Below are 20,646 nucleotides of genomic sequence, written 5' to 3'. Positions count from 1 at the left end.
ACGATGTTGAACCATCGCGAGGAGCATAGTTATGTGGAGTGAAACGTGTTTGCGGATCACTCAAGCATCTGAAAATGTGCCAAAAACAGCCCGTCTCCGCCATCTACTCCGCATAATCATGGACGCCGCATAGTTGCGGTTATGTGGTGCACCACATAACCGCAAGGGTTTTAATGGTCTGGCGGTACTGGCGCAGCAAGTATTGCACAAGAACCCGCATTCAGGGGCACTGTTCGCCTTTCGGGGCAAGCGCGGGGATCTGGTCAAGCTGCTGTGGTACGATGGCCAGGGCATGTGCCTGTTTTCCAAGCGGATGGACCGGGGCAAGTTCGTCTGGCCAGTGACGCAGACGGGCAAGGTCAGCCTCACATCGGCGCAGCTTTCAATGCTGCTGGAAGGCATCGACTGGCGGCGTCCGGAACGGACCGTAATGCCCCTTCTGGCAGGGTAAAAAGTGACCAGTTTGCTCAGGTTTTTCTGGCATTGGACACCCTGATTCGCTAATGGGTCAGGGTGTCAGATCAAGCCATTTCCCGCATCGATAAAGACGCCCGGATCGCCGAGCTGGAAGCTGCTCTGGCAGCCCGTGACACCCTGATCGAGACGCTGCGCCTCCAGCTTGCCCAGCTCAAGCGGATGAGTTTCGGGCAGTCCTCGGAGAAGCTGATTACCCAGATCGGACAGCTCGAGCTGACACTTGAGGAACTGGAAAGCGAAGCCGAGATCGCCGATACCGGCAAAGATGCAGCAGACCAGCCTGATGCTGTCCAGCCCGTTCGCGCCGCACCGGTACGCCGCCTGCCGGACCATCTGCCACGCATCGAACGCCGGATCGAACCGGAGACGGGCAACTGCACCTGTCCCGATTGCGGCGGCGCGCTGCGTCCGCTTGCACAGGCCAGCGACGAGATGCTCGACGTAGCGCCGGTGCAGTGGCGCGTCATTCGCACCGTGCGCCCCAACTACACTTGCCGCTCGTGCGAGAAGATTGTGCAGGCACCTGCGCCGGTGAAGGCTATTGCCCGGGGCAAGGCCAGTTTCGCGACGCTCGCCCATATTGTCGTGAACAAGTTCGATCATCATCTGCCGCTCTACCGCCAGGCCGAGATGATGGCCGCACAGGGCATCGAGATCGACCGATCCACGCTGGCCGGTTGGGCAGGACAGGCAGCCGCGCTGCTCGATCCGATCGTCAGCCGCATTCGCGAGGAGGGTCTCAAGGCCAGCAAGCTCCATACCGACGATACGCCGGTGCCAATGCTGGTGCCGGGCAAAGGCAAGACCGCGCAGGCGAGGCTCTGGACCTATGTTATCGACGACCGTGCATCGGGCGCGAGCCGACCGGCGCTGGTCTGGTACCGGTTCACATCAGATCGCAGCGGTATCCATCCGCAGACCGAGCTCAAGGGTTTTACCGGCCTGCTCCAAGCCGATGGCTATGCCGGATATGAGAAGCTCTATGCCAATGGCCGGATCCGCGAAGTCGCCTGCTGGGCGCATTTCCGGCGCAAGATATTCGAGAACCACTTGGGCCATCCAACACCGCTGACCACCGACCTGCTCGATCGGATCGCCGGGCTTTATAAAATCGAGGCGGAGATACGGGGCGAGCCCCCAGATGTGCGCCGACGATGTCGTCAGGAACGGAGCAAGCCGCAAATTGACGCGCTTCGCGCTGCCATTGACGATGCCCTGCACCGCCTGTCTCCCAAGTCGGCGATGGCAAAGGCGCTCGTCTATGGCCGCAAGCGCTGGCACGCGCTTACCTGCTTTCTCGATGAGGGAAGCGCCGAGATCGATAACAATATCGCCGAGCGCGCCATGCGCAGTGTCGCCATCGGCCGCAAGAACTGGCTGTTCGCCGGTTCGAAGGCGGGCGGGGAGCGCGCTGCCGCGATCTATTCCGTTATCGAGACATGCAAGCTCAATGGTATCGAGCCGCAAGCCTATATCGCCGATGTGATCGAGAAGATCGCCAGCGGTTGGCCCGCCTCGCGATGGGATGAGCTCATGCCCTGGAACTGGACCGCAGACCCCGTGCCTGTCAGCCCCATTGCAGTTAGAAGGGCGGCATGACCGAGACCATCGCCCGCCTGCACATCGCGCTTGTCGATACAGATCCCTCGATCTGGCGGCGGGTCGAGGTTCCGGTCGATGCCAACCTCAAGATGCTGCACGATGTCATCCAGGGCGCAATGGGCTGGCTCGACTATCACCTGTGGGAGTTCGAAGCGGGCGACAGGCGATACGGCCTTCCCGATCCGGACTGGCCTGACGACGCGCTGTCCGCGGCCAAAAATGCGAAGCTCAAAACCCTAATCGACCGGGGTGTTCGCCAGATCCTCTATACTTACGACATGGGCGACAACTGGGACCATATCGTCACGCTCGAAGCGCTCGAGGATAGCGAAGCCGGAACCAAATATCCGCGCTATGTCGAGGGCGAGCATCGCGCCCCGCCCGAGGACTGCGGCGGTACGCCCGGCTTCGAAGCCTTCCTTGAAGCCGTCACCGATCCCAGTCACCCCGAGCACGAGGATGCCACCGAATGGCATCAGGGCTGCTACGGGAAACCTTTCGATCCCGACGAAATCGACGAACGCGGTGCAAAGCTCAGGATCGGCGCTATCGCCAAACGCCGCGCCGCCGGCAAAGCCGCTCAGGCCAAAAAATCACGCTGACAAGGCGGCGTCCTCGCCACGCTTACGGATGATGCTCCAACCCAGAGCAAGATCTAGCCGGAAAACCGCCTCACTCTATAGGAATGGACCAATGGCGATCAGATCTGGCTCGTCGATCTTATCGCACCGTTTGCCGATGCAGAAAACAAGCAGCGCGAAATCATGATCGCGGACCTCATCACCGGACCCTTGAACGGCAAAGAGTTCCGGTTTCACCAGACCGATCCCAATACCGGCAAGTGCACGGTGCAAACCGTAACAGCAGATGCTGGAGAGAAATTGAAGGCAGCGGTCGAGGCTGCTGCTAACGCACAGACGCTATAATGATCAGGTATACTGAACACAGCTCTCCGCAAATTTCGATAGCCCCCTCTCCGTGAAGCATTCGCCGCAGCGCACATGCGCCTTGCGCGGTGCTGCTTCGCGCCAAGCGGCGTTCTACTGCCATCGCGCATGATGCTTAGTCGAGCAGCGACCCAGCTGTGATGGCGAACGGCTTGGCGAGCTTCTCGACCACAGTGATCGTGGGATTGCGGGCACCGCGCTCGATGTCCGAGACATAGGTCCGGTGGATCCCGGCGCGGTCGGCATAGTCCTCCTGGCTCCAGCCCTTCTCATTTCTGAGGCGGCGCAGATTGGCGGCGAGGCGTTGGCGGATACCCGCGTGTTCGCCGAGAACTTCGCGGTTTACGGCGTCCGCAAGGTCTGGCGGCAGATGCAGCGCGAAGGGCACGACATTGCCCGCTGCACGGTGGAGCGGCTGATGCGCGATCTGGGCTTGGCAGGGGTGATCCGTGGCAAGCCGGTGCGCACCACGATCAGCGACAAGGCCGCACCTTGCCCACTGGATCACGTCAACCGCCAGTTCCACGCACCGGCACCCAACCGGCTGTGGGTCTCGGACTTCACTTATGTCTCGACCTGGGGTGGCTTCGTTTATGTCGCGTTCGTGATCGACGTCTACGCGCGCTATATCGTGGGCTGGCGGGTCAGCAGGACCGCGCATGCCAGCTTCGTTCTCGATGCCCTGGAGCAGGCTTTGCACGATCGGCGGCCAGTTCATCGCGGCGGGCTCGTCCACCACAGCGATCGCGGCAGCCAGTATGTCTCGATCAAATACACCGAGCGCCTTGCCGAGGCCGGCATCGAACCATCGGTCGGCAGCGTCGGCGACAGTTATGACAATGCCTTGGCCGAGACGATCAATGGCCTTTACAAGGCCGAGGTGATCCACCGGCGCGGACCATGGCGATCCTTTGAAGCCGTCGAGTTCGCAACGCTAGAATGGGTCGACTGGTTCAACAACCGGCGGCTGCTCGCGCCCATCGGCAACATCCCGCCCGCCGAAGCCGAGCATCGCTATTACGCAACGCTGGACGACGTCCCCATGGCAGCGTAACTTAAACCAAATGGCCTCCGGCAATCCCGGGGCGGTTCAAAACGGGCAATATGTCGGCCAATGAAATCCATGATCAGGTCACCATTGTCATTGGCGCTCACAGCGTTGTTGGCGATTACTTCTTCTTACGAATCCGAAGCACAAACATATGTCGCTGGTGGTGCGCCTGGCACAATGATTAACTTGGTAGATGGTACGATAAGAGAACGGCCGCCGGTAGCCCAATCCCGATGTTCTCATGGCTGGCATTCTGCTAGAGGGCCGGACGCGCGGGCGTAATGCAACATGGTACGAAAATTCAATCGCTGCCTGACTCATCTTTCGTCTGTAATTTGCTACTCGGAAACTGCTACGCCGTGGACTAGGTCGCAGTGCATTTATCCGTGTAGTGAAGGGCACTGAAGGGGGCACAATTTATGTTAAGCCTGAAAGAAACACCAAAAACGCCTTGATCAGAGGATCAATGCGGTTGCTGTCTCACCCGCCACACCAGTTTTCGCAGACACGGCCAACTGAAGTCATTGTCGTTGCTCGCCAAGGATGCCCGCACGGTTCCAGTTGTAACGTGACATAGGTTGGAGCGACGCCCAGCCCAAACCGACTTATTTCTTCCGTCCAACCAACGCGCAGGTGCTGTCAAATGTCGAAGCCGACTGTCGCATCCGCTACAAACTAATGGAACGTTCTTCCATACTCATTGGGAGGCACTCCTACCATAGCCCTGAGTTCGATCAGTTTGGTCGCCAGATAAGGAAGTGCCGAATTGTACAGCTGAACGAGATGGCAGAGGTGATCCACGCTTTTCCGATAGGCGGTGATGACGCTCTCAAACTCCTTGCGGGCGTCTTTCATGGTGGCACCCGCAAGGGAATAATAGATGACCAGTTTGCCCTTTTTCCATGAAAGAGGGTGGAATGCGTCCTGTCCTTCGATCTCATCCGGGCACGAAACCACCTGAAGAACGTGGTCCGGATCAATCAAATTACATGCAAAATAGCCGACAAATTTGACGGTGCTTACCGCATCGCCGTTCTCAAGAATCTCAAATTCACATTCGTGCCAGCTTACGATGGGACATGCCAACTTCCCGATACTCGATATTCGCTCGACAGCAGCGCCTTTGTCCATGAGTTCTGCTGCTGAGATAGAGCCGACCTCCAGCTGCATTAGCGTTTCAGCATCCAAGCACAAATTGATGATGCCCGCATGAGAGATGACAATTTCTTCGCTCATTCCCTGTTCCTTCCGCGCGTCGGTCAGCGCGTTTTCTTGTTAGCAAGAGATTGGATCAGAGAGATTTGCTGGCGCTCAGGGAGGTGCCCATAAGAGTTGAAGGTTGTGAGTGTACTTTCGTGGCCCAGATTCTGTGACCAGGCTTTGAAATCTGCTGGCCCCACGCAAATCTCCTGCCCCAGCAGCACGAGTGTGTTGCGCACCGTATGGGGCGAGAAATAGGGAATACTGGCAGCAGCGAACGCCTCGCGGAAAATCCTGCGGACTGGTTCAGGTGTCTCCCAGTGCTCGCGGGTGAGACCAACCCAGTGAAATATGCGATCTTCCCCCACCTCTTTACGGGTACTCGGGAACAGCGGGTCATTGTTGCCGAAATGAAGCTCTGATTTCAGAAACTGAACATAATCCAGTAGGATGGCGCGAATGTCATCACCCACGGGAAAGAATGCCGTAGGGATAGTCTTCGCAAATTTGGTGCCGACCTCTTCAGCGTCCTGATTGATACCGAGATTGTCAGCGCGCATGTGCTTGAGCTTGAGGGTGATAAGCGCCTTTATGCGTACGCCTGTCAGGAGAGTGCATGCCAGCAAGGCGCGGTTGCGTTTTTCGATCGCGCTGGAACTCGGCATTAGCGAGATGACATGGCGCAACTGCTCGAGAGAGGCGGCGTCCTTGAAGGTGTGACCGCGAGTCAGCGCGACATCGCGGTTAGAAAGGCGGAAGTATGCCGTATCACTAATTTGGATGCGTGACTTGTAGGTCGGCTTATCGGAGAGCCAGCGGAAAAAGCGTTCAACGGCGCGGAGCTTTGAGTAGACAGTGGCACGGCTCGATTTCTCTGCGGCATGACGGCCGCCCTTTTTCAGAAGGCCGCGCTTATAGGCGACCGCATTGTCAGCGCTGAAACTCTTGAAGTTGGCGTGACTGGTGAACTTCTCGTAATCGGCGATCGCGCGCAGATTGAGTACAATAGTCGTTTCTGCAAGCCCCTGCGCCTCGCGCAAGAAGTGCTCATACTGCCTGATGATCAGCGCATTTGCAGCACAGAAATTGGAACGGTCCTTGGGGTTCATAGAGAATAGCTTTCAAAGTTAAGATTGGTGGAGGATGACGAGATTCGCCTACAGGTGCTTCGCCGTCTTCATGACGACGATGAGCTCGCCCGCTTTCTCGGCGATCTCTGCCGTACGAGTGCGGCGGAAGAGGCGGCGCCCGCAGGTCTCGCAATCGCCCTGAAGATTGTGGATCGGCGTGCAAAAAGGACCCCGTTAGCGGGGTGATCGGCGTCTAAAAGGGACCCCTCATTTCGATGGTTTAAGCAGCCGGCTGGATTTTCAGGCGGCGAGATCGGGATGTTGATTTTGGAGACAGTGGTTCGGATTCGGCGCGAGTATGCCGGCGGCAAGGCGATCAAGGCGATCGCGCGGGATTTGCATGTGTCGCGGAAGGTGATCCGCAAGGCGATCCGGGCGCCGGAAGGCGCATTCGACTATCAGCGCAAGGTTCAGCCACTGCCTAGGATCGGGCCGTTTCAGGATCGCCTGAACACACTGCTGGAAGAGAACGAGGTGCGCGGCAGGCGCGAGCGACTGCGGATGACGCGGATACATGATCTGCTGGAGCGCGAAGGTTTTGAGGGTTCCTACGATGCCGTTCGGCGCTACGCGGCGCGCTGGAAGGCCGACCGGCGCAAGGATGCCGGCGATGGTGTCACCGCCTTCATCCCGCTGATGTTCAAGCCGGGCGAGGCCTACCAGTTCGACTGGAGCCATGAGGATGTGGAGATCGCCGGCAAGCCGATGCGCGTGAAGGTTGCGCATATGCGGCTGTGTGCATCGCGGGCGGTCTATGTCCGGGCCTATCCGCGCGAGAGTCAGGAGATGCTGTTCGACGCGCATGCGCGCGGCTTTGCTTTCTTCGGCGGCGTGCCGGGCCGCGGCATCTACGATAATATGAAGACGGCGGTGACGAGCGTGTTCACGGGGAAGGAGCGGGTCTTCAACCGGCGGTTCCTGATCATGACCGACCATTATATGGTCGAGCCCACCGCCTGCTCGCCGGCGGCGGGATGGGAGAAGGGCCAGGTCGAGAACCAGGTGCAGACGATCCGGGGCCGCTTCTTCCAACCCCGGTTGCGGTTCGCCAGCCTCGACGAGCTCAATGGCTGGCTGGAGGCCGAGTGCCAGCGCTGGGCGGAACGACAGGCACACCCGGAACAGGGCGAGCTGACCGTGGCGCAGGCGCTGGAGATCGAGCGATCGGCACTGCAGCCGATGCTGGGACCGTTCGACGGCTTTAACGAGAGCGAGCATGCGGTGACGGGCACCTGCCTGATCAGCTTCGATCGCAACCGCTACTCGGTTCTCTCGACGGTGGCGCGGCGGACGGTGCAGGTCCGGGCCTATGCCGACCGCATTGTCGTGCGCTGCGGCGAGGAGGTTGTCGCCGAGCATCCCCGCTACTTCGGGCGCAACCGCACGATCTATGACCCCTGGCATTATCTGCCGGTACTGGCCCGCAAGCCCGGAGCGCTGCGGAACGGCGCGCCCTTCCAGGACTGGGATCTGCCGCCGGCGCTGGCGCGCCTGCGCCGCAAGCTTGGCAATGGCGACGATGCCGACCGCCGGTTCGTCCGTGTGCTGTCGGCCGTGCTGACCGATGGTCTGGAGCCGGTCGAAGCGGCCGTCCGCGAGGCATTGGCGACCGGCACGGCGAGCGACGACCTGATCCTCAACATCCTGGCGCGGCGCCGCGAACCGCCGCGACCGCTCACCATCATCACCTCCGAAGACAGCGCCTTGCGCCATCCGCCGATCGCCGACTGCGCCCGTTACGACCAGCTGAGGACCTTCGATGCAGCGGCATGACATGATCGAGGCGATGCGCGGGCTTGGGCTCAAGGGCATGGCGGGCGCGTTCGACGATGCGGTCACCACCGGCCTTCAGCGCCAGCGCACCACGATGGAGATACTGACCGACCTTCTGCGCGCGGAAGCAACACATCGCCATGCTGCCTCGATCCGATACCGGATGGCGGCCGCCCGGCTGCCGGTCGTGAAGGATATCGATGCGTTCCGGTTCGAGGGCACGCCGATCAACGAGGGGCTGGTGCGTTCGCTGCACAGTGGCGCGTTCCTGCCCGCTCGGCGCAACATCGTCCTGGTCGGCGGCACGGGCACCGGCAAAACCCACCTGGCCATCGCCATCGCCGCCAATGTCGTTCGCTCGGGTGCGCGAGGCCGCTACTTCAACACCGTCGATCTGGTGACCCGCCTCGAAGAGGAGGCCAGGATCGGCAAGAGCGGCGCTCTCGCCGCCCAGCTATCCCGCCTCGACCTGATCGTGCTCGACGAACTGGGATATCTGCCGTTCGCCCGCTCGGGCGGCCAGTTGCTGTTCCACCTGATCAGCAAGCTCTACGAGCAGACCAGCGTCATCATCACCACCAACCTCGCGTTCGGCGAATGGCCCACCGTGTTCGGCGATCCCAAGATGACCACCGCGCTCCTTGATCGCGTCACCCACCATTGCGACATCGTCGAGACCGGCAATGACAGCTGGCGCTTCAAAAACCGCAGCTGATCGCCCCCACCGACCTCCGATTAAAAGATGCTTTGCGCTGCGCGCGCCTCCGGTCGGGCTCCGCCCTCCCTACGCCGCGCGCAGCGCAAAGGCGCGTGTCCGATCAACCTTGCGCCATCGTGAAAGGGGGTCCCTTTTGCGCGCCGATAGGGGGTCCCGTTTGCACGCCGATTGACACCTGAAGATCGCCGACCTTTTCGTTCAGCGGAACGAAATCAGCCGTGTTGCCTTCAGCGCGGACGCTCTTCTTGCAGCAGACGCAGAAAAACTTTCCTGGCTGAAGCGGCACATGCGGTCTGTTGCGGTTCTCGATGAACGCGCTCAATGTCGCGGGGGAGAATATCTCCGGCTTGCCATCATTATCTGGCTCAAGTCCCTCATGGCGCCATTTGTGTACGGTGAGGAGGGACACATCAAAAAGCTCTGCTATCTCTTTGCGGGTATAGGAGCGATGGCTCTTGATGCGGCGCGGATTGTGATAGCGCGCCATTAGCTCAGCCTCTCGGCATGGATCTGAGCAACAACGTCCTTCAGTTCCACCTCGGAAGCACCGCGAGTATAGGCTGCAATCACGCGGTCGACCTCGCTGTCACCCCAGTATGAGGCTGCACCGATCTTGATGGGCTTGGGGAATGTCCCCTCGGAAATATCGCGATAGGTCGTAGCGCGCGATTGGCGCCAGCCGCGCTCACGCAGCTCCTTCATCTTCAGAAAGTTCACAGAAAATCTCCTTGAGTCAAATTGCGACGTCAGGAGCTGGCAGGAGATTGGGAGAGTCGGATATTTTTAATTGAATTTAGTTGGTTATACCCGGAGATTCATATCTGATAATACCGGGTTCCTCAAAAACGATCTGCTGAGCCATCGCTTTGCTGACCAGCGAATAGCGACTGCCTTCACCCCTTGAACGCCCTACCCCCGCAACATCAAACGCAAAAGAGATGAGCCGCTCAAAATATCCTCCCACTCTCGTAGGTCGCGATCCGGGTGCGCCACAGTCGGTCAACGCCCGATCAATTGCCGCAACCAGATAATAACGTTCTGGCTCGGGATTTCTACCTTTGCGCGAAAGATGGATTTGAGCATGCTTGGCGGCGCTTTCCACTGCCTTCCTAAGTCGGTCCGGCCCAGGTGAAGTCTTTGCGAGGTGAACCTGTACCAGCTGCCTGCTAATACCATCCAGCACGTCGAGGTTGGTTTCTTGTCCGGCAACGATAACCCTCAGAGCATTTTCAAGATTTGAGCGAATTGACCGAGGAGAGCATGCCTGATTCAGTTGGCGAGTTCCAAGATAAAGGGCGATCGCGTCTTCATATAGCGTCACGAAGCGGCCCAAATCGAAATTCGGTATGCCTTCCGCTGAGACAGTACCCTTAACAAAACAACGCTGGTCGGGACTCAACCTAACGGGGACCCTTTCAATGATCCCTGTAAATCCAAGGCGTTGTCGCTCGCTCATCGCCTGGGCAACTTTAACAGCTCGGCCGGCGCAATCAAAGGCTTGCACAAGAGGCTGGCCCATTCCTGCGCCAGTTCGCGACGGCGTTCCATATAGGCAGCCCTGTTATAGCGACCTTCGATGTTGGGAGGAACATGGGCAAGCATGAGATCAATGACGGCCCGGTCTGATGCACGACCTTCCCGTTCAGCCTTCTCGTTCATGATGGTCGAGAATGCAGCACGCCATCCGTGAGGGACATGCCGCCCATGATAACCGACACGATTGTACAAATAGCCGATTGCATTCTCGCTGATCGAGCGATGGCCATGGCGAACACCAGGAAAAATATATCTAGCACGCTTTGTCAGCGGCCTCATTGCATGGAGAACCTCTATGGCCTGGCGAGATAGAGGAACAATAAGCTCAAAAGCCTCATCGTCCTTTCGATCAAGCACCAATTTCATGCGCTGCGCGGGGATGCGCCATACCGCGTCATCAGGATAGTCGAACGGATCACCATCCAAGTCGACACCTTCGATTTCTCCCCATGACATACCTCGAACAACGCCCGGGCGCACGGCGGTAAGTGCCAATAGACGAGAAGCCAGCTTCGTTACCGGGCTGGCGCCAGACTCTTCTGCTTTGACAAGCAGCCCCTGCAATTGTTCAAGATCGGTGAGTGCGGGTTGTCGCTTCTTCTTGTTGACCGGCTTCAACGCTTTAGTGACGACGGCAGCCGGATCATTCTCGCAAATGCCCTCAGCGATCCCGAACGAAAAAACCGCCGACATACGCTGGCGCAGCCGTTTGGCTGTCTCAAGAGACCCTCGGTTCTCCACCTCACGAAGAACTGCCAGAGTTGTGGGCACGTCTATCTCGCCAACTGGAAGCTTTCCAAGCTGCGGAAAGATGTCTCGTTCAAGACTGCGGATCACGTCATCGGCGTGGATAGGTGCCCAGCGATCCTTCTGCGTTTCGTGCCAACGGCGCGCAACGTTCTCGAATGAATCATCTCCGGCGTCGCCCAAAAGTTTGCGTTTCCTCTGTGCGATAGCTGGATCACGGCCTTCACGCAGTTCCCGCCGTGCATGATCTCGCTTGTCGCGGGCCTCTGACAACGACACCTCTGGCCATGGTCCGAACACCAGCCTGCCTTCCTTACCTTTGAAGCGATATTTGAGGCGCCAGCTTTTATAGCCTTTGGTGGTCACATAGAGGTAAAGCCCGCGATCATCGCTCAGCTTGTAATCCCGCTCCGCTGCTTTAGCGGCCTTCACTTTGAGTTCGGTCAGCATCCATGCCCCCAGATTCCGCTACCAGTGCCGCAACGATGCCCCCACATGAATGAGCTTGGGGAAGAAGACCGCAGACTGCGCGATACATTGATGGGGATATTTTACCGCAAAATCGCGTCATTTGTAAGTGTCTTATTGACACCTTCGGACTTATGCTGACAGGAAACTGGCGGAGAGGGTGGGATTCGAACCCACGTTACGGTTGCCCGTAAACCGCATTTCGAGTGCGGCGCATTCGACCACTCTGCCACCTCTCCGGGCCGGGGCGGGCGGAGGGAGGAGCAAAAGCGCGCCCTCGTCCGCCTGTCCCGCCATCATCCATAGCGGGTCGAGCGGCGGCACTTAACCGAGCGCGGCGTATTTGCCAAGCCGCACGCCGCACTTTTTCTTATCCCCCCGCCCCCCCGGCTCCGGCGGGTCTAAGGGCCCGCGTCCGCGCCGCGCGTCACCCACTCCGCGTCTCGCAACCCGAATTGCCTTGTATGCTGCGCGGCAATGCCTACATTGGCTGTATGGAACGGACATTCAGCCATTTTGCGATGGGCGCCGCCCGCCCCCTCCCCGCCCCGTCTGTTGCCCACGCGCGCTTTAGCATTGGCGATGTGGTGCAGCACCGGATGTTCGGCTTTCGCGGCGTGGTGTTCGATATCGATCCGGTATTCGCCAATAGCGACGAATGGTACGAGGCGATCCCGGAGGGTATGCGCCCCGCGAAGGACCAGCCATTCTATCATCTGCTCGCGGAGAATAACGAGGGCAGCTATATCGCCTATGTCAGCCAGCAAAATCTGGTGGCGGATGATAGCGACGAGCCGGTAGAGCATCCCGCGATCTCTGGGCTGTTCGGCACCTATCAGGACGGCAAGTACACGCTGCGTCCGCGGTATCGGCACTAGCCGCACCTGCGCTTAAGGGGTGACAGGCCCCCGATCGCACCCTAAAGGCCCGGTCCGTGAACCCGCTTCGCGCCCTGATTCGCGATCAACGCGCCTTCGCCCTGCTGCTGCTGGCGTGCGCGCTCGCCGTGAAGGCATTGATCCCGCAGGGCTATATGGCGGGCGGTGGGCAGAAGTTTCTGTCGGTCCAGCTCTGCCTTGATGGCATCACCCACAAAAGCGTTACCGTCGCCGTGCCGGTGAAGGGCGAACAGGGACCCGCAAAATCCTCTGTTGACGAGCCTTGCGCCTTTGCGTCGCTGACGATGGGAGCGCTTTCGGGCGCGGATGGGCCGTTGCTGGCGCTGGCTCTGCTCTTCATTCTGGCGACCGGCTTTGCCCCGCGCATCCTGACACTCCGGGGCAGCACGCCCCATCTGCGCCCGCCGTTGCGCGGGCCGCCACTCACCGCCTGAACGCCCAACCGCCACTCTGACGGGCATGCGCGACCTTGCGCGCTCCCTTCGGCAGGCCATTCCCCTGTTCAGGATCATGTCTAATGAAACCCTCTTATGTCGCCCTCGCGGCCACCCTTTGCCTTTCCACTCCCGCGCTTGCCGATGACGCACCAGCAGACGCGCCCGATACCATCCTCGTTGTCGGTCAGCGCGACGCCCCGATAGAAATCGCCCCGCGCGGCCTCGCCGTCTCGCTGGGCGGGGAGCAGTTCAGCGCCGTCAACGCCGCCAACACCGAAGACCTGATGAAATACGCGCCGAACTTTTTCGTGCGCAAACGCTATGCGGGAGACAGCAACGGCGTCCCCGGCTTTCGCGGCACCCACTCCACGCAGAGCGCGCGCACGCTGGCGATGGTCGATGGCTTCGTCGTCTCGAACTTCCTTGGCAATTCCTTCAGCTTCGCGCCGAAATGGGGCGTGGTCGGCCCCGGCGAGGTGCAGCAGTTCGACATAGTCTACGGCCCCTATTCCTCCCGCTATGTCGGCAATTCGATGGGCGGCATCGTCAACATCACCACGCGCGACCCTAAGGAGACCGAGGCGTTCGCCAAGGTGCAGGGCATGGTCCAGCCCTACAGCCAGTTCGGCACTGATGACAGCTATTGGGGCGGATCGGCCGAGGCCGGCTTTGGCTTGAAACAAAAGGATGGGCCGTGGTCGCTCCGCGTGACGGCGCGATACTTCAGGAACGAAGGCCAGCCGATGAGCTTTTATGGGCTGACGCTTGGCGGCGCAGGCACCACGCCGGTGACCGGCGCGATCATCGACCCCAGACAGAACATCGCCGGATCGCCGGGAACCGCAGCCACCCCCATCTTTGCCGCGCAATCGCCCGCGCTCATCACCCAAAAACAGGGCAAGGTCAAAATCGGCTATGACGATGGCGCAATCAAGGCACAGCTCCTGTTCGCCTGGTGGAACAACCGCGACGATCAACTTGCGCCCGATTGCTATCTGCGTGTTGCTGCGACCGGCAATCCGGTGTGTGAAGGTGCAGTGAGCGTGAGCGGAGTGCCCTACACCGCTTCAGGCGCCAACTGGTCGCTCACCAAGCGCGACGAGTTTCTGCTCGGCCTCAAACTTGCCGCTCCGCTGTGGGGACAATGGACGGCAAAGGCCTCTCTCTCCACCTACCAGATCGTGACCAGCAAAGGCTTCACGTCCAACGGTTATTTCGCGGGAAGGGACAACAAGACCGGGCGGTTGAGCGAAGCCGGGCCGACCGGCTGGTGGACCGGCGACATCGCGATCGAGCGCAAGGGCGGCGCGCACGAGCTGGCCGTGGGTGGAACCGCGAGCTTTTATCGCACTGATACCCGCAACTATACGCTCAACAACTGGCGCAGCAGGGCCACGATCAAGGGGCTCACGACCGAAACCCTGGGCAAGACGCGCGTCCTTTCGCTCTGGGCAGAGGATGTCTGGCACATTACGCCCGATGCGCAGATCAGCGCAGGCCTGCGCTATGATGATTGGCGAGCCTATGATGGAGGCATCGGAACTCCGGGTGCGAGTACTCTCCGCTTCACCCCCTACCCCTCCCGCCACGATGATGCGCTCTCGCCCACCATATCGGGCCAGATCGAGCTCAATGGTACGCTGGTACAACTCAGCCTCGCAACGGCGACCCGCTTCCCGACCGTGGGAGAGCTGTTTCAGGGCTCCGTGCTCAACAACGGCACATTCAATTCGAGCTTCGATCCGAATCTCAAGCCGGAAAAGAGCCGCGATGCCAATCTGCTTGTCCGCCGCGCGCTTGGGCCGGTTACGCTCACCGGATCGATATTCTACCAACGGGTGAAGAACACCATCTTCTCTTTCACCGATTATCTGCAAGGGCCGAATAATCCGCGCAACAACTTCAAGAACATAGACCGCACCCGCCAGTGGGGCATCGAGGCCATCGCCGAGACGAAGGACTGGCCGGTGCCGGGCTTGGGCCTGGAGGCGAATGCCGCGTGGATAGACAGCAAGACCGTGCGCAATCGCGCCAACCCGGCGGCGGAAGGCGTGCAGTTTCCGCGCATTCCGCGCTGGCGCGTCAACGCAAACCTGCGCTATTCGCTCACCCATGACGTGCAGACCTCGCTCGGGCTACGATATGCGAGCCGCCCCAATACCGACATGTTCGGCCTCCAGCGCGGCGACACGTTCGGCTACACATCAGAGCTGTTCGCGCTGGATGCGCGCGTGAACTGGGACATGTCGGCGCATTTCCGCCTGTCCGCAGGGGTCGACAATATCACCAATAATCGCGCCTGGGTCTTCCACCCCTATCCGCAACGCGCCTTCCTGGTCGAAGCCGGATGGAGACTCTGACGATGGCGAGTTCTTCCGAAAAAACCGCGCTCTATCGCATGCTGTGGCGCTGGCATTTCTATGCCGGGCTGTTCGTCATGCCGATGGTGCTGGTCCTATCGCTCACGGGCGCGCTCTATCTGTTCAAGCCGCAGATCGAACGCTGGGAAGAGCGCGCTTTTCAGGGGCTGGCGGTTGCTGGCGCGGTTGCTCCCTCGGCACAGCGCGACGCGGCGCTCGCGGCCTTTCCGGGCGCCGCCTTCCACAGCTATCGCCTGCCCGGGCGCAGCGGCGACGCCGCGCTGATCCACATCGCCTTACCGGGCGACAAGGGCATGCGCGACGTATTCGTCTCGCCGCAGGGCGACGTAGTCGGCTCGATCGACCCGGAATGGCGGATCATGCAGATCGCCCATGATATTCACGGCCAGCTGCTGCTCGGCCCAAGGGGAAGCTGGCTGGTCGAGCTGGCGGCGAGCTGGGCCATCGTGATGATTGCCACCGGCCTTTATCTCTGGTGGCCGCGCGGGCGGGGCGCGGCGGGCGTGCTCTGGCCGCGGCTCAAGCAGGAGCCGCGCGTGCTCTGGCGGGATCTGCACGCAGTCACCGGTTTCTGGGTCTCGGGGCTTGCCCTCGTGCTGCTGGTCACCGGGCTGCCATGGGCGGGCGTGTGGGGCAGCAGCTTCAAGACGGTGCGCGAACAGATGGGCTGGGTAAAGGGCGCGCAGGATTGGACGATCGGCGGTCGCGCGCCGGGAGCGTCAGAAGATGCGGGCGAGCATGCGCTTCACGCCGAGCATGACCACAGCGCCATGATGACAGGCGCATCGCACCATCACGCACATCCCGCGCCAGACCGGTTGAATGCCATCGTCGACAAGGCGCAGGCGGAGCATCTGCCCTTCCCCGTCATCGTCACGCCACCCGGCGCACCGCAGGCTTTCGGCGCAAAGGCTGGCCCTACTTGGACGGTTCGCTCCGACACGCAGGACCGCCCCCGGCGCATCACCATCCGTTACGATGCCGCCGGCGCGCAGGAAGTCAGCCGCGACACCTTTGCCGACAAGCATGTGATCGACCGGGTGGTGGGCTATGGCATCGCATGGCACGAGGGGGCGCTGTTCGGCTGGGTCAATCAGCTCATCGGGCTGCTCACCGCCTTCGCTTTGGTGGCGCTCAGCGTTACCGGCTTTATCCAGTGGCGGCGGCGCAAGCCGCAGGGCGGCCTTGGCGTACCGCCCGCCCCGCGCGCTCCGGCACGCAGCGCGGCTGTGCTGGCGATCGGCGGATTTTTCTTCCTCACGCTGCCGCTGTTCGCGCTATCACTCTCGGCAATCTGGCTGATCGACAGGATCGGCAGAAGAACTCTGTCCACTTAGCCAGTCGCCGTCCGGTACCGGCTTCAGCCCATCGAGCGGGCGGTTATAAAGATAGGCCCAAGCCCGCACCTGCGCACCGGCGAACACAATGTCGATTGGCTCCCGCCGATACTCCTGCGGCTGCGGAAAGGCGGGGCCGCACTCCTCATAGGCATCGAGCCATGCCAGAGTCGCATCCGGGTCCGCCATCCGCAGGATATCGCCCGCCACCCATCCTGCCTCTTGATCGGCTACCAGTGCCGGATACCAGTCCACCCTGTAAAGACGACCGCGTGCAAGCCCCGTCCCGAGCCAGCTGCTCTCCGAATGCAGGCGATGCGCCTGTTGGTTGTCGCAACCGCGCCGCAAGGTGCCGTAAACGAACAGAAGTTCACTGTCCGATGTGGCAAGCCGGTGTCTCATCAGCCGCTTATCATATTGTCTGGCCCTCACTTCAACTCCCCCCTATATCGCGCGGCCATGCCGACCGAGCCGATGTCTCTCCTGCTGATCCTACTGAGCCTGTGCAGCATCGGCTTTGCCAAGGGCGGCCTTGCTGGTCTGGGCATATTGGGGATGCCGTTGATGGCGATGGTGTTTCCCCCGGTGGAGGCTGCCGCAATCCTCCTGCCCGTGCTGATCGCACAGGACGCATTCAGCGTGTGGCTCTATCGCGACAGCTGGGACAAGGCCATCGTTGCGTGGATGCTCCCCGGCGCTTTGGTGGGGATCGCCGCGGCGGCCATTTTTGCCGCCTCCGTCTCGCCCTCCGCGATTTTGGCGTTGCTGGGCATGATCTCGATGGCCTTTGGCTTGTGGCGCTTGTGGATGGCTTATCATGCCGTTGCGATCAGCCAGCCGTCGACCCGGCAATGGCCCGGCATCATCTTCGGCTTCTTCTGTGGCTTCACGAGCCAGATCGGCCATGCAGGCGCCCCGCCACTGCAAATGTGGCTGATCCCGAAAAGGCTGCCCCACCGGGTTTTCGTAGGCACCGGGGCAGTTCTGTTTGCCGCCATCAACTGGGCAAAGGTTCCCGCTTTCGTGGCGCTGGGCGCTTTTAGCCGCGACTCTCTCCTGCTGGCCGCACTGTTCATCCCGGTCGCCACGCTGGCGACGCTGGCCGGGGCAAGGTTGGTGAACCGTATGAACGGCCCTCGCTTCTATGTCTTCGCCAATATTATGCTTGTCGCCATCGGCGCAAAACTCGTCTGGGACGCTCTGAGCTGACCCCCGGCCGAACCCCTGCCTCCCCCCAACACCCGGACTGCCATTCTCCATCCTACAATGGGGAAACTATATTTCGCTATCCGGGAGACATTTCGTGCAAGCATTACTTACATTGGCGTCCGCCATATCGATGACGATGGCCGCCGCGACGGGCCATGCGCCCCACTGGAGCTATGAGGGAGCGGAGGGGCCGGAGCATTGGGGCGCGCTCGCGCCGGACTTTGCAACCTGCGCCACTGGCAAGACGCAATCACCGATCGACCACGCCGCGTTCGACGCCAAACAGGCCGTTCCGGTCCGCGCAGACTATCATGCCGGGGCGCTCAGCCTGCTGCACAACGGCCACACGGTGCAGGCGAACTTCTCGCCCGGCTCCACCCTGGAGAGTGGCGGGCACAGCTACAATCTCGTGCAGGTGCATTTCCACACACCATCGGAAGAGGCGTTCAACGGCAAGCACTATCCCATGGTCGCGCACTTCGTGCACAAGGATGCCGCCGGCAAGCTTGCCGTGCTCGGCGTCATGTTCGAGGAGGGCGCACCCAATGCCGAACTGGCCAACCTGATTTCCCACGCACCCAAGAGCATGACCCCGGCACACGAGGTGGCAGGCGTGGCGCTGAACCCCGCCGCCCTGCTGCCCCATGATCTGCATGTGTACCGGTACGCAGGCTCGCTCACCACGCCACCGTGTAGCGAGGGCGTGACCTGGCATGTGGCGGTCCAGCCCGCCCACGCCAGCAAGGAGCAGATCGGCGCGCTACACGCGATACTTGGCGAAAACGCGCGACCGGTCCAGCCGCTGAACGGGCGACGTCTTATCGCCGACTGAACCACGCCACCCGGCGGCGTGGTCCGGTAACGGGATTTAAGCCGCCTTGGCGCGGTTCGCGCGCTTGCGCTCGTGCGGATCGAGGTGGCGCTTGCGGATGCGGATGGACTTGGGCGTCACCTCCACCATCTCGTCCTCGTCGATATAGGCGATCGCCTGCTCCAGCGTCATCCGCCGCGGCGGCGTGAGGCGGATCTGGTCGTCCTTGCCGCTGGAGCGGAAGTTGGTGAGCTGCTTGCTCTTCATCGGGTTGACCTCAAGGTCTTCCGGCTTCGCATTCTCGCCGATGATCATCCCCTCGTACAGCGCCTCGCCGGGCGAGACGAACAGCACGCCGCGCTCCTCGAGCGGCCCAAGCGCATAGGCAACGGCCTCGCCCGTGCCGTTGGAGATCAGCACACCGTTCTTGCGACCCTCGATCGCGCCCTTGTAGGGGCCATATTTCTCGAACAGACGGTTCATGATGCCGGTGCCACGTGTGTCGCTCAGGAACTCGCCATGATAGCCGATCATCCCGCGCGACGGGGCGGAAAAGATGATCCGCGTCTTGCCGCCGCCGGAGGGGCGCATGTCGGTCATCTCTGCCTTGCGGATCGCCATCTTCTCGACGACGGTGCCAGCATGCTCGTCGTCCACGTCGATGATGACGGTTTCATAGGGTTCCTCGCGGCCGTCCGGTCCTTCGCGGAACAGCACGCGCGGGCGGGAAATGCCCAGCTCGAAGCCTTCCCGGCGCATCGTCTCGATCAACACGCCGAGCTGAAGTTCGCCGCGCCCCGCGACCTCGAAGCTGTCCTTGTCCTCTGCCTCGGTCACGCGAATCGCGACATTGCTCTCGCCCTCGCGGAACAGACGGTCGCGGATCATGCGGCTCGTCACCTTGTCGCCTTCCCGGCCCGCCATGGGTGAGTCATTCACGGCAAAGCGCATGGACAGGGTCGGCGGGTCGATGGGCTGAGCCTGAATCGGCGTACTGACGGAGGTGTCGGCAATCGTGTTCGCCACGGTCGCAACCGTAAGGCCCGCAAGGCTGATAATGTCGCCCGCCTGAGCGGTTTCGACCGGCACCCGGTCCAGCCCGCGAAACGCCATCAGCTTCGAGGCGCGGCCGGTTTCGATCACCTTGCCGTCCATATCGAGCGCGTGGATCGCCTGGTTGACCTTCACCGTGCCTGAGGTCACGCGGCCGGTGAGAATACGGCCGAGGAAATTGTCACGATCGAGCAGCGTCACGAGAAAGGTGAACGGCGCATCGATATCCAGCGCCGGCGGCGGCACATGCTCGACGATCTTCTCGAACAGCGGGATCAGGTCGCCCTCGCGCCGATCCGGGTCCTCGCTGGCATAGCCGTTGCGGCCTGAGGCGTAGAGCACGGGGAAGTCGAGCTGCTCGTCGGTTGCATCGAGCGAGACGAACAGGTCGAACACCTCGTCCAGCACCTCCTGGATGCGCTGGTCGGGCCGGTCTACCTTGTTGACGACCACGATAGGACGCAGGCCAAGCGCCAGCGCCTTGCCGGTGACGAACTTGGTCTGCGGCATCGCGCCTTCGGAGCTGTCGACGAGCAGGATCACGCCATCGACCATCGAGAGGATGCGCTCCACCTCGCCGCCGAAGTCGGCGTGGCCCGGCGTATCGACGATGTTGATGCGCACCGGCTCTCCGCCGCCCGGAGGCGCCCACTCCACCGAGGTCGGCTTGGCGAGGATGGTGATGCCCCGCTCTTTCTCGAGGTCGTTCGAGTCCATCGCCCGCTCTTCGACGCGCTGATTGTCGCGGAAGGTGCCGGACTGGCGGAAAAGCTGGTCAACGAGGGTGGTCTTGCCATGATCGACGTGCGCGATGATGGCCACATTGCGGAGGCTCATGAAATATCTGCTCGTTTTAGAGGAGGCGTATCG

20 protein-coding genes, 1 tRNA gene and 2 pseudogenes are annotated in these 20,646 nt (G+C 61.1%); 13 read left to right on the top strand and 10 right to left on the bottom strand.

Features of this window, described 5'->3' with window-relative positions:
- Window positions 1-133 precede the first annotated feature (133 nt).
- The 4 genes and pseudogenes from tnpB to OOT33_RS02175 all read left to right on the top strand — a co-directional run.
- Entirely contained in the window at window positions 134-451 is a 318-nt protein-coding gene (tnpB, locus tag OOT33_RS02190; protein WP_307748338.1) for an IS66 family insertion sequence element accessory protein TnpB, read from the top strand.
- A 62-nt stretch (window positions 452-513) separates the two neighbouring features.
- Entirely contained in the window at window positions 514-2,076 is a 1,563-nt protein-coding gene (locus OOT33_RS02185) for an IS66 family transposase (protein WP_373690480.1), read from the top strand.
- Window positions 2,073-2,681: a plasmid pRiA4b ORF-3 family protein gene (locus OOT33_RS02180; RefSeq protein WP_307748337.1), complete on the top strand. Its 609-nt coding sequence runs from the start codon at window positions 2,073-2,075 to the stop codon at window positions 2,679-2,681. The genes OOT33_RS02185 and OOT33_RS02180 overlap by 4 nt, the downstream gene beginning before the upstream one ends.
- A gap of 93 nt (window positions 2,682-2,774) precedes the next feature.
- Window positions 2,775-3,005, top strand: a pseudogene (locus OOT33_RS02175) (toxin-activating lysine-acyltransferase); the annotation flags it as partial.
- A gap of 136 nt (window positions 3,006-3,141) precedes the next feature.
- Here the strand turns inward: OOT33_RS02175 and OOT33_RS02170 are convergent.
- Entirely contained in the window at window positions 3,142-3,414 is a 273-nt protein-coding gene (locus OOT33_RS02170) for a helix-turn-helix domain-containing protein (RefSeq protein WP_307748336.1), read from the bottom strand.
- On the opposite strand from OOT33_RS02170, the pseudogene OOT33_RS02165 reads away from it, so the two are divergent.
- Window positions 3,343-4,080: pseudogene (locus OOT33_RS02165) on the top strand (IS3 family transposase); the annotation flags it as partial. The gene OOT33_RS02170 and the pseudogene OOT33_RS02165 sit on opposite strands and share 72 nt — an antisense overlap.
- A gap of 672 nt (window positions 4,081-4,752) precedes the next feature.
- On the opposite strand, the gene OOT33_RS02160 reads toward OOT33_RS02165, so the two are convergent.
- Together OOT33_RS02160 and OOT33_RS02155 are read right to left on the bottom strand one after the other, a co-directional pair.
- On the bottom strand, window positions 4,753-5,313 hold the full coding sequence (locus OOT33_RS02160; RefSeq protein ID WP_307748335.1) for a hypothetical protein: 561 nt from the start codon (window positions 5,311-5,313) through the stop codon (window positions 4,753-4,755).
- Window positions 5,314-5,336: 23 nt separating this feature from the next.
- Window positions 5,337-6,386, bottom strand: coding sequence for a tyrosine-type recombinase/integrase (locus tag OOT33_RS02155; RefSeq protein ID WP_307748334.1), 1,050 nt, complete (start codon window positions 6,384-6,386; stop codon window positions 5,337-5,339).
- A 279-nt stretch (window positions 6,387-6,665) separates the two neighbouring features.
- On the opposite strand from OOT33_RS02155, the gene istA reads away from it, so the two are divergent.
- Together istA and istB are read left to right on the top strand one after the other, a co-directional pair.
- Entirely contained in the window at window positions 6,666-8,180 is a 1,515-nt protein-coding gene (gene istA / locus OOT33_RS02150) for an IS21 family transposase (protein ID WP_041378971.1), read from the top strand.
- Window positions 8,167-8,895, top strand: coding sequence for an IS21-like element helper ATPase IstB (gene istB / locus OOT33_RS02145; protein ID WP_011950403.1), 729 nt, complete (start codon window positions 8,167-8,169; stop codon window positions 8,893-8,895). Before istA ends, istB begins: the two co-directional genes overlap by 14 nt.
- Before the next feature lie 103 nt (window positions 8,896-8,998).
- Here istB and OOT33_RS02140 read toward each other — a convergent pair whose 3' ends face one another.
- The 5 genes from OOT33_RS02140 to OOT33_RS02120 form a co-directional block, all read right to left on the bottom strand.
- A complete protein-coding gene (locus OOT33_RS02140) occupies window positions 8,999-9,385 on the bottom strand; it encodes a hypothetical protein (RefSeq protein WP_307748331.1) in 387 nt (128 codons plus the stop codon).
- Window positions 9,385-9,615, bottom strand: a complete 231-nt coding sequence (locus OOT33_RS02135; protein WP_307748330.1) for an AlpA family phage regulatory protein — start codon at window positions 9,613-9,615, stop codon at window positions 9,385-9,387. Before OOT33_RS02135 ends, OOT33_RS02140 begins: the two co-directional genes overlap by 1 nt.
- Before the next feature lie 76 nt (window positions 9,616-9,691).
- On the bottom strand, window positions 9,692-10,417 hold the full coding sequence (locus tag OOT33_RS02130; protein ID WP_307748329.1) for a hypothetical protein: 726 nt from the start codon (window positions 10,415-10,417) through the stop codon (window positions 9,692-9,694).
- The gene (locus OOT33_RS02125) at window positions 10,351-11,631 is read right to left on the bottom strand and encodes an integrase arm-type DNA-binding domain-containing protein (RefSeq protein ID WP_307748328.1); all 1,281 of its coding nucleotides are present in this window, start codon (window positions 11,629-11,631) and stop codon (window positions 10,351-10,353) included. Before OOT33_RS02125 ends, OOT33_RS02130 begins: the two co-directional genes overlap by 67 nt.
- A gap of 167 nt (window positions 11,632-11,798) precedes the next feature.
- Window positions 11,799-11,888: transfer RNA gene (locus OOT33_RS02120), tRNA-Ser, on the bottom strand.
- Window positions 11,889-12,143: 255 nt separating this feature from the next.
- Between OOT33_RS02120 and hspQ the strand changes: the two genes are divergently transcribed.
- From hspQ to OOT33_RS02100, 4 genes are all read left to right on the top strand, one after another.
- Window positions 12,144-12,527 (top strand): heat shock protein HspQ, encoded by a 384-nt coding sequence (gene hspQ, locus OOT33_RS02115; RefSeq protein WP_307748327.1) that lies wholly within the window; start codon window positions 12,144-12,146, stop codon window positions 12,525-12,527.
- Between the two features lie 56 nt (window positions 12,528-12,583).
- Window positions 12,584-12,982, top strand: a complete 399-nt coding sequence (locus OOT33_RS02110) for a hypothetical protein (RefSeq protein ID WP_307748326.1) — start codon at window positions 12,584-12,586, stop codon at window positions 12,980-12,982.
- Between the two features lie 83 nt (window positions 12,983-13,065).
- A complete protein-coding gene (locus OOT33_RS02105) occupies window positions 13,066-15,345 on the top strand; it encodes a TonB-dependent receptor domain-containing protein (protein ID WP_307748325.1) in 2,280 nt (759 codons plus the stop codon).
- A gap of 2 nt (window positions 15,346-15,347) precedes the next feature.
- Window positions 15,348-16,703 (top strand): PepSY domain-containing protein, encoded by a 1,356-nt coding sequence (locus tag OOT33_RS02100; protein ID WP_307748324.1) that lies wholly within the window; start codon window positions 15,348-15,350, stop codon window positions 16,701-16,703.
- Here OOT33_RS02100 and OOT33_RS02095 read toward each other — a convergent pair.
- Window positions 16,647-17,105, bottom strand: a complete 459-nt coding sequence (locus OOT33_RS02095) for a gamma-glutamylcyclotransferase (protein ID WP_307748323.1) — start codon at window positions 17,103-17,105, stop codon at window positions 16,647-16,649. The genes OOT33_RS02100 and OOT33_RS02095 overlap by 57 nt on opposite strands.
- Window positions 17,106-17,162: 57 nt before the next feature.
- On the opposite strand from OOT33_RS02095, the gene OOT33_RS02090 reads away from it, so the two are divergent.
- Together OOT33_RS02090 and OOT33_RS02085 are read left to right on the top strand one after the other, a co-directional pair.
- Window positions 17,163-17,912: a TSUP family transporter gene (locus tag OOT33_RS02090; protein ID WP_307748322.1), complete on the top strand. Its 750-nt coding sequence runs from the start codon at window positions 17,163-17,165 to the stop codon at window positions 17,910-17,912.
- 94 nt (window positions 17,913-18,006) lie between these two features.
- The gene (locus OOT33_RS02085) at window positions 18,007-18,744 is read left to right on the top strand and encodes a carbonic anhydrase family protein (protein ID WP_307748321.1); all 738 of its coding nucleotides are present in this window, start codon (window positions 18,007-18,009) and stop codon (window positions 18,742-18,744) included.
- Between the two features lie 36 nt (window positions 18,745-18,780).
- Here the strand turns inward: OOT33_RS02085 and typA are convergent, their stop codons facing one another.
- Window positions 18,781-20,613: a translational GTPase TypA gene (typA, locus tag OOT33_RS02080; RefSeq protein WP_307748320.1), complete on the bottom strand. Its 1,833-nt coding sequence runs from the start codon at window positions 20,611-20,613 to the stop codon at window positions 18,781-18,783.
- Window positions 20,614-20,646 lie beyond the last annotated feature (33 nt).

Source organism: Sphingobium sp. DEHP117 (genome assembly GCF_030867385.1).
Classification (GTDB): domain Bacteria; phylum Pseudomonadota; class Alphaproteobacteria; order Sphingomonadales; family Sphingomonadaceae; genus Sphingobium.
The sequence above is the reverse complement of the archived record's forward strand: the minus strand, read 5'-3'. Positions and strand labels throughout refer to the sequence as shown.

Excerpts from the sequence above, each read along its gene's own strand:
- OOT33_RS02180 (WP_307748337.1), top strand. The coding sequence starts at position 2,073 with ATGACCGAGACCATCGCCCGCCTGCACATCGCGCTTGTCGATACAGAT.
- OOT33_RS02160 (WP_307748335.1), bottom strand. The coding sequence starts at position 5,313 with ATGAGCGAAGAAATTGTCATCTCTCATGCGGGCATCATCAATTTGTGC.
- OOT33_RS02155 (WP_307748334.1), bottom strand. The coding sequence starts at position 6,386 with ATGAACCCCAAGGACCGTTCCAATTTCTGTGCTGCAAATGCGCTGATC.
- istA (WP_041378971.1), top strand. The coding sequence starts at position 6,666 with ATGTTGATTTTGGAGACAGTGGTTCGGATTCGGCGCGAGTATGCCGGC.
- istB (WP_011950403.1), top strand. The coding sequence starts at position 8,167 with ATGCAGCGGCATGACATGATCGAGGCGATGCGCGGGCTTGGGCTCAAG.
- OOT33_RS02140 (WP_307748331.1), bottom strand. The coding sequence starts at position 9,385 with ATGGCGCGCTATCACAATCCGCGCCGCATCAAGAGCCATCGCTCCTAT.
- OOT33_RS02130 (WP_307748329.1), bottom strand. The coding sequence starts at position 10,417 with ATGGGCCAGCCTCTTGTGCAAGCCTTTGATTGCGCCGGCCGAGCTGTT.
- OOT33_RS02125 (WP_307748328.1), bottom strand. The coding sequence starts at position 11,631 with ATGCTGACCGAACTCAAAGTGAAGGCCGCTAAAGCAGCGGAGCGGGAT.
- hspQ (WP_307748327.1), top strand. The coding sequence starts at position 12,144 with ATGGAACGGACATTCAGCCATTTTGCGATGGGCGCCGCCCGCCCCCTC.
- OOT33_RS02105 (WP_307748325.1), top strand. The coding sequence starts at position 13,066 with ATGAAACCCTCTTATGTCGCCCTCGCGGCCACCCTTTGCCTTTCCACT.
- OOT33_RS02100 (WP_307748324.1), top strand. The coding sequence starts at position 15,348 with ATGGCGAGTTCTTCCGAAAAAACCGCGCTCTATCGCATGCTGTGGCGC.
- OOT33_RS02095 (WP_307748323.1), bottom strand. The coding sequence starts at position 17,105 with ATGAGACACCGGCTTGCCACATCGGACAGTGAACTTCTGTTCGTTTAC.
- OOT33_RS02090 (WP_307748322.1), top strand. The coding sequence starts at position 17,163 with ATGCCGACCGAGCCGATGTCTCTCCTGCTGATCCTACTGAGCCTGTGC.
- typA (WP_307748320.1), bottom strand. The coding sequence starts at position 20,613 with ATGAGCCTCCGCAATGTGGCCATCATCGCGCACGTCGATCATGGCAAG.